At 70.6% G+C, this 16,049-nt stretch carries 13 protein-coding genes; 3 read left to right on the top strand and 10 right to left on the bottom strand.

Annotation, left to right across the window (positions count from 1 at the left end):
• The 6 genes from AC07DS_RS06610 to AC07DS_RS06585 form a co-directional block, all read right to left on the bottom strand.
• Complete coding sequence (locus tag AC07DS_RS06610; RefSeq protein WP_479143252.1) at positions 1 to 771, bottom strand: globin domain-containing protein; 771 nt, start codon at positions 769 to 771, stop codon at positions 1 to 3.
• An 82-nt stretch (positions 772 to 853) separates the two neighbouring features.
• Complete coding sequence (locus tag AC07DS_RS06605; RefSeq protein WP_479143251.1) at positions 854 to 4,156, bottom strand: S8 family peptidase; 3,303 nt, start codon at positions 4,154 to 4,156, stop codon at positions 854 to 856.
• Between the two features lie 241 nt (positions 4,157 to 4,397).
• Positions 4,398 to 5,081: an ABC transporter ATP-binding protein gene (locus tag AC07DS_RS06600; RefSeq protein ID WP_479143249.1), complete on the bottom strand. Its 684-nt coding sequence runs from the start codon at positions 5,079 to 5,081 to the stop codon at positions 4,398 to 4,400.
• 68 nt (positions 5,082 to 5,149) lie between these two features.
• Complete coding sequence (locus AC07DS_RS06595; RefSeq protein ID WP_479143248.1) at positions 5,150 to 6,604, bottom strand: ABC transporter permease; 1,455 nt, start codon at positions 6,602 to 6,604, stop codon at positions 5,150 to 5,152.
• Positions 6,605 to 6,747: 143 nt separating this feature from the next.
• Positions 6,748 to 7,995 carry a L,D-transpeptidase gene (locus AC07DS_RS06590; protein WP_479143246.1) on the bottom strand — a complete coding sequence of 416 codons (1,248 nt, stop codon included), beginning with the start codon at positions 7,993 to 7,995 and terminating at the stop codon, positions 6,748 to 6,750.
• Positions 7,996 to 8,214: 219 nt separating this feature from the next.
• Positions 8,215 to 8,556, bottom strand: coding sequence for a hypothetical protein (locus AC07DS_RS06585; protein WP_479143244.1), 342 nt, complete (start codon positions 8,554 to 8,556; stop codon positions 8,215 to 8,217).
• Positions 8,557 to 8,666: 110 nt separating this feature from the next.
• On the opposite strand from AC07DS_RS06585, the gene AC07DS_RS06580 reads away from it, so the two are divergent.
• On the top strand, positions 8,667 to 8,993 hold the full coding sequence (locus AC07DS_RS06580; RefSeq protein WP_479143243.1) for an LAETG motif-containing sortase-dependent surface protein: 327 nt from the start codon (positions 8,667 to 8,669) through the stop codon (positions 8,991 to 8,993).
• Between the two features lie 42 nt (positions 8,994 to 9,035).
• The gene (locus AC07DS_RS06575) at positions 9,036 to 9,830 is read left to right on the top strand and encodes a hypothetical protein (RefSeq protein ID WP_479143241.1); all 795 of its coding nucleotides are present in this window, start codon (positions 9,036 to 9,038) and stop codon (positions 9,828 to 9,830) included.
• A 53-nt stretch (positions 9,831 to 9,883) separates the two neighbouring features.
• Here AC07DS_RS06575 and hutH read toward each other — a convergent pair whose 3' ends face one another.
• The 3 genes from hutH to AC07DS_RS06560 form a co-directional block, all read right to left on the bottom strand.
• Positions 9,884 to 11,422 (bottom strand): histidine ammonia-lyase, encoded by a 1,539-nt coding sequence (gene hutH / locus AC07DS_RS06570; RefSeq protein WP_479143561.1) that lies wholly within the window; start codon positions 11,420 to 11,422, stop codon positions 9,884 to 9,886.
• 64 nt (positions 11,423 to 11,486) lie between these two features.
• Positions 11,487 to 12,674 (bottom strand): GGDEF domain-containing protein, encoded by a 1,188-nt coding sequence (locus AC07DS_RS06565; RefSeq protein WP_479143239.1) that lies wholly within the window; start codon positions 12,672 to 12,674, stop codon positions 11,487 to 11,489.
• A gap of 103 nt (positions 12,675 to 12,777) precedes the next feature.
• Positions 12,778 to 13,572 (bottom strand): enoyl-CoA hydratase/isomerase family protein, encoded by a 795-nt coding sequence (locus AC07DS_RS06560; protein ID WP_479143237.1) that lies wholly within the window; start codon positions 13,570 to 13,572, stop codon positions 12,778 to 12,780.
• A 191-nt stretch (positions 13,573 to 13,763) separates the two neighbouring features.
• Between AC07DS_RS06560 and AC07DS_RS06555 the strand changes: the two genes are divergently transcribed.
• Entirely contained in the window at positions 13,764 to 14,372 is a 609-nt protein-coding gene (locus AC07DS_RS06555) for a hypothetical protein (RefSeq protein WP_479143235.1), read from the top strand.
• On the opposite strand, the gene AC07DS_RS06550 is transcribed toward AC07DS_RS06555, so the two are convergent.
• On the bottom strand, positions 14,363 to 15,487 hold the full coding sequence (locus tag AC07DS_RS06550) for an adenylate/guanylate cyclase domain-containing protein (protein ID WP_479143234.1): 1,125 nt from the start codon (positions 15,485 to 15,487) through the stop codon (positions 14,363 to 14,365). The genes AC07DS_RS06555 and AC07DS_RS06550 overlap by 10 nt on opposite strands.
• Positions 15,488 to 16,049 lie beyond the last annotated feature (562 nt).

Below are 16,049 nucleotides of genomic sequence, written 5' to 3'. Positions count from 1 at the left end.
TCACCCCTGATACGGCGGCATCGCCCCCCAGGTCCACTTCGGCACCGGCTGTTCCGCCGGCGGTTTCGCTTCCGGGGACGAGAAGTACACGGCCAGGCGCGTACCCCACTCCACGTAGGCCAGGAACGCCGAGCGGAACTCCGCGTCCTTCGGGAGGTCCGCGTCGTCCGCCGCGTCCTGGATGAGATTGACCCAGCGGCGGCGCTGGGCCTCCGTGATGTGCTTGCCGAAGTGTCTGGCGACCATCTGGCCGTGGCCGCCGTGGGTTTCGGAGTATGCCGCCGGGCCGCCGAATACCTCGGCGAGCCAGCGGGCGACGTGCTCCGCGTGCTCGGCGGGCAGGTCGGCGAAGAGCGGGGCGAGGAGGTCGTCCTTGACCACCTTGTCGTAGAAGACCGAGGTCAGGCGGGAGAAGGCCGCGGCGCCGCCCGCCCAGTCGTACAGGGTGGGCACGGCACCTCCGCCGCCCTGCACACCGGTCGGCCGGTAGTGGCGCATCTCCTCGATGTTCTCCACATACGGCCGGATCTCCGCGAGGAACGGCGGAAACAGCTCCGAACTGCGGAAACCCCGGAGGTGGTCCTCGGTCGACGTCCAGGTGATCCGCAGGATCCAGGACTCGGGCTCCTCCTCGCAGCGGGTCAGGCCGTAGTCGACACACTGGGGAGCGGCGGCCAGCTGGACGGCCGCGCGGGTGTAGGCGGCCAGGAACTGGGCCGACTGCTGGTCAGGAACGCGGTAACGGATGTACTCGACTGTGTGAGCCGTCATACAGGCACACAAACACGAACGGCCCACCGGAAGCTGCTGCTCCGGCGGGCCGTTCGCTCACGGCCTACTCAGGTACGGCGGCTCACTTGCCGTAGTACGCGTTGTAGATCGTGATCGTCGACGTGTTGCCCTTCTTGTCGGCGATCTTGGCGCGGAACGAGACGGCCTTGTTCTTCGCCGGGTTCTTCACGGTGATCTTGCCGCCGCGGACGTCGACCTTCTTGAAGGTCTTGCCGTCGTAGGAGACGTACACCGTCAGGGACTTCAGGTTGCGGCCCGCGGCCGCGCCCTCGACGGTGACCGGGAAGGTGACCTTCTTGCCGGCCTCGACGCGGCTGTCCAGGCCGGTCTTGGCACCGAAGTACAGGGCGGAGACGGGGAGCTTCGCGGAACCGCCCGCCGGCTTCTTGGAGCGGAAGGTCCACGCCGCGTCGATCCGGGAGGAGGCCTCCGACACCTTGGCCGAGCGCTTGACCGAGGTGGTCAGCTTGTAGGCGGCGTCACCGGCGGGCACCTTGAAGGTCTTCTCGCCGAACATCGGGTCGTTGTTGGAGCCGACCTTGACACCGTTGCGGTACAGGGTCGTGGTCGCCGAGGTGAACGTCGACGAACCGATGTGCTTGGCGCCGTCGGCGAACAGCGGCAGCGAGCCGTAGATCTCGTTGCCGTCCCGGAAGACACCGAAGTCGGCGTTGACCAGCGGGGCGAAGACCGCGGTGTTGAAGGTCTTCGAGTACGACCTGCCCGCCGTGAAGGACTCGGCGCCGGCCGAGTAGGACGCGTCGGCGATCGGGAACCCGTCCGGGTCCACCCCGCCGTCCTGCTCGAACTCCAGCTGCCACTTCACGCCGCCCTTGGCCGACAGGTGCAGGGTGCGGGTGCCGGGCAGGGTCTGCGGGATGCTGATGGAGGAGGCTCCGGAGCTGCCGGGCAGCCAGCCCACCGCGTTGACGGTGCCCTTCTTGCCGCTCGCGGCGGCACCGAGCCGGGCCTTCACCGTGGCCAGGTCGCTCGCCTTGTAGTGCTTGGTGTAGCCGGTGGCGAGCTTGGTGACCGAACCGCCGGTGGTGACGTCGTACTCCTCGCCTGCGCCCTTGGACCAGTGCGCGTCCCACTGCTGGTAGAGCGTGCCCGCGGGCAGCGACCCACCGAGGTGAGCGGTGTGGAAGTTGGCGTACGAGTCGAGGAACCAGCCGTAGCCGTACTGGCCGTTGCCGATCGTGACGTCCCACTCCGGCGAGGCGAACTCGGACTTCAGGCCCGTGGCCGGGACGGTGATGTCCACCGGCTTGGCCTTGCGCGCGTCGATCGTGATCGTCTGCTTGCCGGAGACGGTCAGCTTCGGCTGGGCGATCCAGTCGACGCCCTTGGCGGCGTCCTTCGGGTCCACGTAGGTGGCGGTGTTGAGGATGTACGTGCCCTTGGGCGCGCGCACCTTCACCGTGCCGGACGGGTCGTACGGGTTCAGCCACTGGCCGCCGGCCAGACCGGCCACGCCGGTCATGTCGGCGTCGAAGTACTGGGCCGGCTTGCCGTCACGGCCGATGAACTTCAGCGTGACGTCGTACGACTCCACCTCGCGCTGCACCGCGGCGGCCGTGCGGACGGTCTGCCCGTCGCCGGTCGCGGTCACGTACGCGGAGTAGGCGCCGTCGAGGGTGCCGCCCAGCTTGGTGTTGACCCTCAGGCCGACGGAGGCCTTGCCGTGCGCCGGGACCGTCACCTTGGTCGCGGCGAGCTTGAAGAAGCCCGTCGGCGCCGCTTGGCCCTTGGGGTCGGTGGCGGTGCTGGTCAGGTTGAGGGTGACGTCCTTGTCGCCGAGGTTGCGGTACGACACCTGCTTGGTGACCGGGGTGTCGTCGGTGTGCGGCCACTGCTGCACACCGAAGCCGACCGACACCGGGTCGGCGATCACGGCCTGCTTGATGGCCTTGTCGACCGCGATCCGGCCCGAACCCTGCTGGAACGGCGTGTACTTGCCGCCCTTGGCGGAGCCGGTGAGCGCGCCCTTCAGCTCGGCGTAGCCCCAGTCGGGGTGCTCCTGCTTCAGGATCGCGGCGGCGCCCGCGACGTGCGGGGTGGCCATCGACGTACCGGAGATGGTCAGGTAGCCCTCCGGCTTCTCACCGACCTCCTGGTCGATGACGCTGCCCTTGGCCGCGGCGGCGGTGATGTCCACACCGGGCGCGGTGACGTCCGGCTTGATGGCGCCGTCGCCGGTGCGCGGGCCGGTCGAGGAGAAGTCGGCCAGCTTGTCCTTGTCGTCGACCGCGCCGACGGTGAGCGCGGCGTCCGCGCTGCCCGGCGAACCGATCGACTGGGGGCCCTCGTTGCCCGCGGCGATCGCGAACAGGATGCCCTTCTCGGCGGAGAGCTTGTTGACCTCGGCCTCGAGCGGGTCGATCTCGGGCGTGTCGTAGCCGCCGAGGCTCAGGTTGATGACCGAGGCGCCCTGCGAGGCCGCCCACTCCATGCCGGCGAGGATGCCGGAGTCGTCACCGGAGCCGGTGTCGTCCAGGACCTTGCCGTTGAGGATCTTGGCGTCGGGGGCGACGCCCTTGTACTTGCCGCCCGACTTGGCGCCGGTGCCCGCCACGATGGAGGCGACGTGCGTGCCGTGACCGAAGTGGTCCTTGGCGTCGGCCGCGGCGGTGAAGTTCTTGGAGTCGATCACCTGGTCCTTGAGGTCCGGGTGACTGGTGTCCACGCCCGTGTCCAGGACGGCGACCTTGACGCCCTTGCCGGTGTAGCCGGCGGCCCACGCGACCGGGGCACCGATCTGCGGCACCGACTTGTCGAGCGAGGCCTTGCGGACGCCGTCGAGCCAGACGTGGGCGATGCCGGAGGCGGCCTTGTCGCCGTTGGTGACGGCGTTCCACAGCTCGGCGGTGTCCTTGACCGGGGTCTGCACCGCGTCCGCGTTCAGCGCGGTGAGGCTGCGGCGCAGGTGGCCCGCGTCGCGGACGTCCTGCTTGGCGGCCGTGGCGGAACCGCGGTAGCCGACGATGACCTTCAGGCCGTTCTTCTGGGCCTTGCGGGTGGCGGCCTTGTTCAGTTCGGTGATGTCGAACAGCCGCTGGTCCAGCTTGCCGGAGGCGACCAGGCGGGCCGCGTCCGCGGGAATGACGAGCGTGTGTCCGTCGGCCTTGCGGACCTGGACGGGGATGTGCTCCCGCCCCTTGGCCCGCTGAAGGCCGACGACGCGGCCCTTGGCGTCGAGGGCGACACGGTCGCCGGTGATCAGGGTGACGTGGTGCTTGACGCTGAGCGAGGAGGCAGCGGCCGAGACACGCTGCTCGGGCTTCGCCGACGCGGGGCTGGTCATACCCGCTGCGAGGGCGACGGCTGCGGCAGTGGCCACAGTGGCCGCAGCTGCTCTTTTCACTTGTCTGCGCAAGTTCTCCCCCTGGAGATGAGTGACCGGGCGAATCCCCATTCACCCGGCGGGGGGAAGTCCCGCACACCTGCACGCCAACCCCCCGGATGCCGAAGTATGCCGGGGGGCGATCAGACGGCTCAATAGTTGAGAGGACCGTAAGAAAGCGCTGCCCAAAACTGTTACGCGCCAGGGGGGACACCGTTACAGAATCGCTAAGTCGCGCCCGTACCAACGGTGTTATGGGCCGTCAGGCGCCCGCGTTCTCCCGCACGGTGATCCTGCCCTTGCGGATCGTGGCCAGCCGCGGGGCCTTCTTCGCGATCGCGGAGTCGTGGGTGACCATGATGAAGGTCAGCCCGTGCTCCTTCCACAGGCGTTCGAGTACGTCCATGATCTCGTCACGCATGCTCTCGTCGAGGTTGCCGGTCGGCTCGTCGGCGAGGAGGACCTTCGGCCGCTTGACGAGTGCGCGGGCGATGGCGACGCGCTGTTGCTGTCCTCCGGACATTTCGGAGGGCAGGTGCGAGAGGCGTTCGCCGAGACCTACGGACTTCAGCGCTTCGGCGGCCAGTTCGCGGCGCTCCCTGGCCTTGATTCCGAGGGGGACGAGAGCGGTCTCCACGTTCTCCTGGGCGGTGAGCGTCGGGATGAGGTTGAAGGACTGGAAGACGAAGCCGATGTTCTCGCTGCGGACCTTGGTGAGACGGGCCTCGGAGAGCCTGGCCAGGTCGGTGCCGTCGAGGACGACCTCGCCCTCGGTGGGGCGGTCGAGGCCGCCGAGCATCTGGAGGAGGGTGGACTTGCCTCCGCCCGTGGGGCCCTGGATGACGAGTCGGTCGCCGTCGCCGATGGTGAGGTCTATGCCGTCGAGGGCGTGGACGGTGTCCTTGCCCCTGGTGTAGCGCTTGGTCACGTTGGTGAGTTCGTACATGGTGGCTCCTGGGATCGTCTTCGGCTGCGGGTCGGTGGGGGCTGCTCCAGCCCCGCTGAGAGGGCCTGCTACTCCACCCGTCGCAACGCATCCGCGGGACGCAGGCGCGACGCCCGCCAGCCGCCGAACGCCCCCGCGATCAGGCCGCCGGCCACCGCCAGGCCCACCGCCAGGAGGATCGTCGTCAGGCTGACCGGGGCCGTGAGGGCGACCTCCAGGGTCTTGCCGGGCCGGCGTCCGGGGCCGCCGAAGCCACCTGCGCCGGGGCCGCCGCCGAAACCGCCGCCGCCCGTGCCGCCGAGCTGGGCCTCGAGGCCCGGGCTGATGGCCGTGACGGCGTACGCGCCCGCCAGGCCGAGCGCGATGCCGAGGGCGCCGCCCACCAGGCCGTTGACGACGGCCTCGCCGACCACCTGCCGGGTCACCCGGCCGGACTTCCAGCCCAGGGCCTTCAGCGTGCCGAACTCGCGGACGCGCCGGGAGACGGCGGAGGAGGTGAGCAGCCCCGCGACCAGGAACGCGGCCACCAGCACCGCGATGGACAGCCACTTGCCGACGTTGGTGGCGAGGGAGGAGGCGGTGGACAGGGAGCCGGAGACGGTGTCCGCGAGGTCGGCCGAGGTGGTGACCGTCGTACCCGAGACGTTCTTCTGGATGGCCGACTTGACGTTGTCGATCTTCTGCGAGTCGGTCGCCTTGACGTAGATCGTGGTGACCTTGTTCTTGGAGTCGCTGAGGGCCTGCGCCTGCCCCAGCGGGATGTACAGGTTGGCCGCCGGGTCACCGCTGTCGGCGGTGGCGACGCCGATCACCTTGAACTTGACGCCCTTGACGGTGACGGTGGAGCCGACCTTGTACTTCTTCTGCTTGGCGTAGGCCGAGTCGGCCACGACGACCTTGGCGTTCGTCTCCGTCGTCCTGAACGTACGACCGCTGGTGATCTTCGACGAGGTCAGCGGGCCGAGGGCCGGCTTGGTGACGTCGGTGCCGTAGACGGAGTAGTTGTTGACGCCGAAGTCGGCGCCGCCGCCGCGCACTTCACCCTGCGGCCGGCCGGTCGCGCCGGGGCCGCCGAGCCGGCTGCCTCCGTCGCCGTTCTGCTGGAACTGGCCGCGCGTGAACTGGCCGCTGATCTTGATGACCTGCAGGCTCAGCCCGCCGACCGCGTCCGAGACGCCCGACTGGGCGCCGACCTTGGTCACGGTCGAGGCCGACAGCGTCTGGAAGCCCTGCACCATGACGCGGTCGCTGCTCTGGGTCGAGTCGTCGCCGTTGTTGCGGGCGTCGAACCGGAAGCGGGGCCGCTGGGCGTCGCCGGTGGACGCCGATGCCGCCTTGGTGACGGTCATGTCGGTGCCCAGTCCGTACAGCGACTGCAGGACCTTGTCCTGGGCCTTGCCCATGCCGCTGGAAACGGAGTTGACCACGATGACCAGTGCGATGCCCAGAGCGAGGCCGGAGGCGACGACCAGGGCCGCCTTTCTGCGGCGGCGCAGTTCGCGCCTCAGGTAGGTGAAGAACATGCCCGCAAGCTAGGTACGGACCGTGATTTCTCGATAAGGCCGAAATAAAAGAACCATGAGAAGGCTGTGGCCGCCCCCGGAAAAGCCCCGGAAACACCGATGCCGCCCCTGAGGGCGGCATCGGAAGAGCTGTGCGGGGGCTGTCAGGCGGCCGAACCGGCCTTCCACTGCGCCCAGTCCATGTTCCAGCCGTTGAGGCCGTTGTCCGGGGAGACGGTCTTGTCACCGGTGTGCTGGACGACCACCACGTCACCGACCAGGGAGTTGTTGTACATCCAGGCAGCCGGCGTGTTCGGGTCGCCGGCGCCCTTGGTGTCGGACAGGCCCACGCAGCCGTGGCTGGTGTTGACGCTGCCGAAGATGGACTTCGCGCCCCAGTAGTTGCCGTGCAGGAAGGTGCCGGAGCTGGTCAGGCGGATGGCGTGCGGCACGTCCTTGATGTCGTACTCGCCCTTGCCGTCGTCGTCGGTGAAGCCCACGGTCGCGCCGTTCATGCGCGTCTCCTTGAACTTCTCCTGCATGACCATGATGCCCTGGTACGTCTTGTTCTCGGGCGAACCGGCGGAGATCGGGATGGTCTTGATGGTCTTGCCGTCCTGCGTGACCTTCATCTGCTTGGTCTGCGCGTCGACGTAGGAGACCTGGTTGCGGCCGATGTGGAAGGTGACCGTCTTCTGCTGCACGCCATAGACGCCGCTCGCGCCCTGGACGCCGTCCAGGTTGAGCTTCAGCGTGACGGTGGAGTTCTCCTTCCAGTACGTCTCGGGGCGGAAGTCGATGCGGTTGGCGTTGAACCAGTGGCCGACGACCTCCTGGCCGCCGCTGCTGGTGACCGTGATGCCCTTCTGGACGGCGGCCTTGTTGGTGATCGCCTTGTCGAAGTTGATCGACACGGGCATGCCGACGCCGACGGTGGAACCGTCCTCCGGCGTGAAGTTGCCTATGAAGCTGTTGGCCGGGGAGACCGTGGTGAAGGAGGCGTTCTCGTGGGCGACGAGGCCCGCGGCGTCCTTGGCCTCCGCGGCGACCTTGTAGCCGGTGGAGCGCTCCAGCTGGGTGGTCGGCTTCCAGCTCTTCTTGTCGGCGGACAGCGCGCCGGCGACGGCCTTGCCGTCGGCGGTGGTCATGGTCACACCGGTGAGGGTGCCCTTGGCGACCGTGACGGCGGCCGAGTTGTTGATGGAGGCGTTGTTGGAGCCGTCCTTGGGCGTGATCGTGATCTGGGCCTCGGAGGACTTCTTGGCCGCCGCCTCGTCGGCCTTGGCCTGGGAGGTGTCTCCGTTGCCGGTGGCCTTGGTGTCGTCACCGCCGGAACACCCGGTGAGCACCAGTACACCGCCGAGCAGTGCGGACGCGACCGTCAGGCCCTTGCGCCGCTTACTGTCCGTCATCACACGCTTCTCCATCGCTGCCGAATCCGCGGAATCCCCGAAAGCCCCCGCCGGGAACTTTCAACGCTACGGCCGGTCCGCCCCGTTCCACATAGATCGAATGTGTGGGCCACACCACGTCCCGCCCGGGACGGGTGGTGCGGAAGCCGTCCGTGCGCCCCCTGAGACGACGAGACCCCGGACGGCGGTTGCCGTCCGGGGCCGGGTTCCCCGGGCCGCTCAGCCGATGCCGTCGTCTTCCTCGTCGTCCCCATCTTCCTCGTCCAGTTCCCAGTCCGGCGAATCCGGGTCGTACTCGATCCGCTCGCTGGACCAGGAGGCCTGCTGGAGTTCCACTCCGGGCACCTCGCTGATCAGGTCGAACGGGTCCACGAGATAGGCGAGGGCCTCCGCAGTGTCTTCCGTCACAGCGTTCTCGGCGTGGGTCCGCTCCTCCGGAGGCAGCTCGGAGTCGGCGGCGAGCCGGCGCAGCGCGGCCTTGGTCACCTCGCCCTCGTCGTGCACCTCAAGAACCAGCTCCACCCGAAGCCGTACAAAACGTGATGTCTCTTCCGTGCTCATGACCGGAGCGTACGACTGAAACCTCCCGTGACTTTCCCGTGACCCGCGATTTTCACTAACATCGCCCCACACGGCCAATTCGCCAGCGTCACAAGGGGGATCGATATTCCGTGCCATCCGCTCGCCGTCCGCTGCTGACCGCCACCGCCGCGGGGACCCTGCTGTGCGCCCTGTGGTTCGTCCCGTCCGCCAACGCGTCGCAGGACGGCACGGCCAGAGCGACCACGGAGGTGACCGGAACGACGCAGGTCACCCAGCAGGCGAAGGCGATATCCGAGGCCGCGGCCACGGACTCCACGGACACCGCGGACAGCACCCAGCTCGCCGACACCGGCAGCTTCGACACCACGCCCTACGTCGTCGGCGGCAGCCTGTTCCTCGCCGTGGGTGCCGGATTCGTGGTGTATTCGATACGGCGGGAACGCCTCGGCTTTTAATTGAGCTTGACTCTTCTTTGACAGAGAACGCATAGTCCGCCCATGAAGAGATCATCGGGCGTGCGGCTGTGCGCCACCGCAGCTGTGAGCGCACTGTCGCTCGCCCTCATCACCGGCTGCTCCGACGCAGGTTCGAAGGACTCCGGAGACGGCAAGGGCGGCAAGGGCGGGAACCCGGCCGCGAAGGCGCTGAGCGCCGCTGAGCTGAAGCAGCTGATCATCGCCAAGGGCGAGGTGCCGGGCTACAAGGTCGGCTCCGTCGAGGGCGGCATCCCCGACAAGAGCAAGGTCAAGTCCGACGACGCCCAGTGCGACCCGGTGCTCCGGGCCCTGACCGGCATCGCGCCCGGCGAGCCGGCGGCGAACACCAGCCGCATGGCCACCGAGGACAAGAAGGCCCCCACGGACAAGGCCACGTCCCTGGACGACCTGGCCGACGGCAAGTTCGAGGACGCGCTCAACGACTCCATGGACCTGGACGTCACCGTGGTCACCCTGGCCTCGTACGACGGCGACGGCGCCGAGTCGGCCCTGAAGTCGGTGACCGACGCGGTGAAGTCCTGCTCGGGCGGCTTCACCGGCGAGCAGGACGGCGAGAAGGGCAAGTTCACCAAGGTCGCGGAGGAGAAGTCCTCGGGCACTGGCGACGAGTCGGTGGCCTTCACGGCGACCAACGACTCGGGCAAGGACGGCGCCCTGCCGCTCCACGCCGAGGTCGTGCGGCACGGGAACACCCTCGCCACGTACACCACCATCAACATCGGCGCGATGATGACGAAGAAGGCCTACACGGTGTCGGCCCCGGTCATCAAGGCCCAGGCGGCCAAGCTGAAGTGACGTCGTGAAAGGGGCCCTGTCGCACGACAGGGCCCCTTCACCTCTTCCGTGTCCTACTGAAGCGGACCGGTGACCGTCTCCGCGGCGGCGACCAGGTGCCCCCCGCGCACGAAGGCGTCGGCGGCGGCCAGGTCGGGGGCCAGGAACCGGTCGGGTCCGGGACCCTGCACACCGGCCGCACGCACGGCCCCGATCACGGCCTGCGAGGCGGGCGCCGGGGTCAGGCCCTCGCGCAGCTCGATGCCGCGGGTGGCGGCGTACAGCTCGACGGCGATGATCCGGGTGAGGCTGTCGACGGCGGTGCGCAGCTTGCGCGCGGCCGACCAGCCCATGGACACGTGGTCCTCCTGCATCGCGGAGGACGGGATGGAGTCCGCGGAGGCGGGAACGGCCAGCCGCTTCATCTCGCTGACCAGGGCGGCCTGCGTGTACTGGGCGATCATGAGCCCGGAGTCGACACCGGCGTCGTCGGCGAGGAACGGCGGGAGCCCGTGGCTGCGGTTCTTGTCCAGCAGCCGGTCGGTGCGCCGCTCGGCGATGGAGCCGAGGTCGGCGGCCGCGATGGCGAGGAAGTCCAGGACGTAGGCCACGGGGGCGCCGTGGAAGTTGCCGTTGGACTCGACACGGCCGTCGGGCAGCACGACGGGGTTGTCGACGGCGGAGGCCAGCTCCCGCTCGGCGACGAGACGGGCGTGCGCGAGGGTGTCCCGCCCGGCACCGGCGACCTGCGGGGCGCAGCGCACCGAGTAGGCGTCCTGGACGCGGGGCGCGTCGTCCTGGTGGTGCCCGGTGAGCCCGGAGTCCTTGAGGACGGCGAGCATGTTGGCGGCCGAGGCGCCCTGGCCCGGGTGCGGCCGGATGGCGTGCAGCTCGGGCGCGAGGACCTTGTCCGTGCCGAGCAGCGCCTCCATGCTGAGGGCGGCGGTGATGTCGGCGGACTTGTACAGGGTGTCCAGGTCGGCGAGGGCCATGACCAGCATGCCGAGCATGCCGTCGGTGCCGTTCAGGAGGGCCAGGCCCTCCTTCTCGCGCAGCTCGACGGGCTGGATGCCGTGCTCGGCGAGCAGTTCACCGGCGGGCCGGACGGTGCCGTCGGGCCCCTCCGCGTCCCCCTCGCCCATCAGCGCGAGGGCGCAGTGGGACAGCGGGGCCAGGTCGCCGGAGCAGCCGAGGGAGCCGTACTCGTGCACGACCGGGGTGATCCCGGCGTTCAGCACGTCGGCCATGGTCTGCGCGACCTCGGGCCGCACACCCGTGTGTCCCGAGCAGACGGTCTTGAGCCGCAGGAACATCAGCGCCCGTACAACCTCGCGCTCGACCCGCGGGCCCATGCCGGCCGCGTGCGAGCGGACGATGTTGCGCTGCAGCTGGGCGCGCAGTTCCTGGCTGATGTGCCGGGTCGCCAGGGCTCCGAAACCGGTGGAGACGCCGTAGACCGGGTCCGGCTTGGCCGCCAGCGCGTCCACGATCTCCCGGGCCGCCGCGAGGGCCGCCACCGCCTCCGCCGACAGCTCGATCCGGGCGCCGCCGCGCGCCACGGCGAGAACGTCGGACGCGGTGACACCGGACGTCCCCACCACCACAGTGTGCATATCCATATTCAGGAGCGTACGCATTGAATGCGTTGATGTCACTAGTGGGGAACAGGAGTGCCCCTTACCGATCCGTGTGCTTCACCTCACGGCCGCCCCCGGGCGGCCGGCGCCCGCGGAAGCGCCGCCGCTCCCCGCGCTCGGCCCGCTCGGGCGACGGCTCGTCGGCGAGGCGCACGACGGGGTCGTCCGGCCCCTCCCGGCCCGCCACCACCGGCCGGTCCGCGCGCATGGCCTTGGCCCGGTACTGGGCGGCGTCGGCCAGCCGGAACAGCCGCCGGGCCGAGCGCACGGGCCCGATCGCCTCCCCGGTCGAGGCGACCCCGCACGCCACCCCTTCCCCGAGCTCCAACTCGGCGGCCCTGCGGCACAGTTCGTCAGCGGCCTCGACCACGTCGCCGGCGGGCGGCCCCACCGCCAGCAGGCAGAACTCGTCCCCGCCGAGCCGCGCCGCGAGCGCACCCGGCACCATCGCCCCGCACAGCGACAGCACCGACCCGAAGCGCTCCAGCAGCCGGTCCCCCACCTCGTGCCCGAGAGTGTCGTTGACCCTCTTGAGCCCGTTGAGATCACAGACGACGAGACTGACGACGACCCCGCCCGCTCGATGCCGCTCCACGGCCTCCTCCAGACCCACGTCCACGGCGCGGCGGTTGGCGAGGCCGGTGAGGGCGTCGGTGAACGCGAGCCGGCGCGCCTCCTCCAGCCGCTCGGTCTGCGCGATGCCCGCGGCGACGACGGCGGCCAGGACCGTGGCGAAGTCGGCGTCCGCCCGCCCGAACACGGGCTCGCCGGCCGCGCGGGCGACATACACCTCACCCCAGGCCCTGCCGTGCAGCACGACGGGGGCGACCAGACAGCAGCCGCGGCCCCTGCGGCGCAGGGCGGCGACCCGGTGGTGGTGGTAGCCGGGGGTGCCGGCCGCCGTGCCCTCGGCGGTCTCCACCCAGGCGTTCGGCTCGCCGCCGCCCGCCCAGCGCTCGTGCAGGAACTCGGTGATCTCCGGGAACTGGTGCACCGGATAGGCCTCGGCCTCCGGGAACTCCTCCTCGTCCGGGCGGCGCTCCCCCACGTTCACCAGAACCCGCAGCCGCCCCAGCTCCCGCTCCCACACCGACAGCGCGGCGAAGGTCCCGTCCAGCGCCCGGCAGGCACCGAGCGCGGCGGCCCGCCACGACTCCCGCGGGGTGTGCGCCGCCGCCATCCCCTGAGCCAGCGCCACCACGGCGGCGAGCCGCTTGTCCTCACCCATCACCCCAGGTTATGGATGAAACGGTGCAAACAGGGATAGGAGCGTGGCGATCAGGTGGCCGCAGGAGCACACCCGGGACCCACACCCCCGCCCGTGCCCCGGCTCACTCCCCGGGCCACTGCGGCTTCCGCTTCTCGTTGAACGCGGCCACGCCCTCCGCCCGGTCGCCCGAGAACGCCACCGACCGCCACGCCGCGTCCTCGACCTCCAGGCCGGCCCGCAGATCCAGCCCGTGCCCGAGCCGCAGCGCCCGCTTCGCCGCCCGCAGCCCCACCGGCGAGTTCCCGGCGATCCGCGCCCCCAGCGCCAGCGCCTCCTCGCGGTCCCGGCCCTCCTCCACCAACTGGTCCACCAGCCCCAGCTCGGCAGCCTCGGCAGCCTCCAGCCGCCGCGCCGAGAAGATCAGCTCGGCCGCCCGTGCCGCCCCGACCCGCCGCGGCAGCAACTGCGTGCCGCCACCTCCCGGAATCACTCCCACGGACACCTCCGGCAGCCCCACCACCGCCGTACGGTCCGCCACGATCAGGTCGCAGGACAGGGCCAGTTCGAAACCGCCGCCCAGGGCGAAGCCGTGCACGGCGGCGATCGTCGGCATGGGCAGCTCCAGCACCCCGGTGTACGCCCCGCGCGCCACCGGCCGCTGCCGCACCAGATCCGCGTCGCTGAACGAGTTCCGCTCCTTCAGGTCGGCCCCCACACAGAACGCCCGTTCGTGGGACGAGGTCAGGACGACCACCCGCGCGTCCCGGTCGGCACCGAGCGCCGTACACGCGGCGGCGACGGAACGGGCCATCTCCGTCGAGACGGCGTTCATGGCCTTGGGCCGGTCCAGCACCAGCTCAGCCACATGCCCGTGCCGCCGCACCAGCACGAACTCCCCGAACCGCTCCTCGCTCATGACACCCTCCGGTTAACGCGGGTTAACTCACTGTCGGCCCGATCATCGCAGCCGTACCCCGCCCCGGGAAAGAGCCGCCCCCGCCCGCTGTTCTACGCCCGTTCGAGTGACATCCCGGCCGACTCACCCCACACCGCCCACAAGAGCGCATAGCGTGCGCTCCGCCATGGCGCACGGCGGGGAGGAACCTGATGACACCGATACCTGCACAGCCCGGCACGGCCGAGAGAAAGCCGACGGGGATCCCCGTCCTGCCCCTCGTCCGCCGCGGCCGCCACCGCAAGCCCCGCCCCCGCAAGGTCCTGCTGGCCGCGGGCGGCCTGGCCCTGGCAGCCGGAGTCCTCAGCCTCGTCCGGGTGGCCCCGGACTCCGGGGTGGGCGCCACGGGTACGGCGGAGGCGGAGCCCCGCCTGGACCAGGGCGGCACCACCGACCACGCGTCCGGCCCGGCGAGCGACACCGCCCCCACGACCCTGCCCTCGGCGACGTCGGTCATGGGCGGTTTCGGCCCGGCCCCCACGCCCCCGGTGACACCCACGACCACGACCGCCCCGCAGGCGACCCCCACGACGCTCCCGGACAGCACGGACATCCCGACCACGATCCCGACGAGCGCCCCGAGGACGACGGCCCCCCGCCCGTCAGCCACGACTCCGGTGACGCCCACGCCCACCCGGGCCCCCACGCCGACGCCCAGCCGGACGACGCAGACACCCGCACCCGAGCAGGGCGGGGTGTGCGTACCGGTGATCGCCCTGTGCCTGGACCTGCCGGGCGCCCGTTCGGACGGTCAGGACTGACCGTCGCGACGATTGAGCAGCCAGGGCTCGACGACACCGAGCCCGCGAACCGGCCGCTGCCACATCGGCTGGAGCCCGAAGCGGTACTTGGGCGGCTCCTCGCCCTCCTTCTCGGCGGCGGCAGCGGCCTCGGCCGCCTCGGCCTCGGAGGCGGGTGCCTCGGCGGTACGGATCAGCTCCTCGGCAAAGGCACTGTCGACGAGGACGGCGTCACGCGGCGCTATCGAGGTCAGCCTCGACGCCAGATTGACGGTCGTACCGAAGACATCCCCCATCCGGGTGGTCACCGTGCCGAACGCCATCCCCACCCGCAGCTCGGGCATCGTCTCGTCGTTCGCCATCGTCTCGACCAGCCGCAGGGCGATGTCCGCGGCGATACCCGCGTCGTCGGCGGCGTACAGCACCTCGTCACCGAGGGTCTTGATGAGCCGTCCGCCCCGCGCGGCGACCAGGTCGGCGGCCGTGGTCTCGAAGGCCTCGACCAGCTCGCCCAGTTCCTCCTCCTCCATCCGCCGGGTCAGCCGGGTGAACCCGACGAGGTCGGCGAAGCCGACGGCCAGCCGACGGTCGACCATCTCCTCGTCGTCGCCGGTCTGCACGACGCGGCCGGCCGAGGCGGCGAGCTGGCGGCGCCACACATAGACCAGGAACTCCTCCAGCTCGGGCAGGAGCAGCTCGACGATCGGGTACGTCACCTCGGTGCGGGTCATGCCCGGCTCGGGGGGCTCGGTCAGCCCCTCCAGGAAGGAATCGATCTGCCACTCGGCCAAACGGGCGGTGGTCTGCCCGGTCGACCGCGCGACCTGGACGGCCATGGCCTCACTCAGCAGCCCCGCCTCCACCAGACCGGCGAGCCGCCGCAGGGCCAGCACGTCGGCCTCGGTGAGCGCCTTGGCCTGCCCGATGTCCGCGAACCCCATGGCCCGCCAGAACCGCGACGCCAGCTCCATGGAGACACCGGCGCTGCGGGCCGCCTGAAAAGGGGTGTAGCGCCGCTCGGCCCCCAGGATGAGCTGCTCGAGACGCAGGGCAAGCGGATCCTCGCCGGAGTCGTCGGCTTGGGGGTCAACCCGGCCGTCCGCGTCCGCGCCGGAGCCCGTGTCGTCGACGGTCACGCCTGTTGCCCTTCCGATCTGCCACGGTCAGGTATCGACCGGCCTCAACTCTACGGCAGGTGTGCGCCAGCTCACTCCGTAGGGTTCAGCCGATGGCTCGCCCCCGGGGCCGTGCGCCCGGTCCCCGGCATCGGCCCCCCTTGGGGAGCTGCCGTGCCGTCGGCCGAACGGCGCCGCAGCCGCCCATGGCGGGAGGGGACGGGCCGGGGTCCGCCCGCAGCGGTCGGCGCGTCGACACCAGCTTCTGCCCGCCGACCGATTCCGTGCCGTTCCGAGGACGGACACCCCCCGGCGCGACCCCGACCCACACCCCACCCGGGGCACTACGCGCACCCCCACCGAACCGGCACAGGCGCCACAAGCACCGCCACCCAAGCCCAGCCGGACGCCGCGAGAAGCGGCCCCACCCAAGCCCGCACAGGCGCCACAAGCACCCCACCGAACCCGCGCAGGCGCCACAAGCACCCCACCGAACCCGCGCAGGCGCCGCAGGCACCCCCACCCAAGCCCAGCCGGACGCCGCGAGAAGCGGCCCCACCCGAACCGGCAAAGGCGCCGCAGG

The sequence above is a fragment of the Streptomyces sp. NPDC044064 genome, from assembly GCF_056434245.1.
Note: the sequence above shows the minus strand (reverse complement) of the source record. Positions and strands in the feature narration are given on the sequence as shown.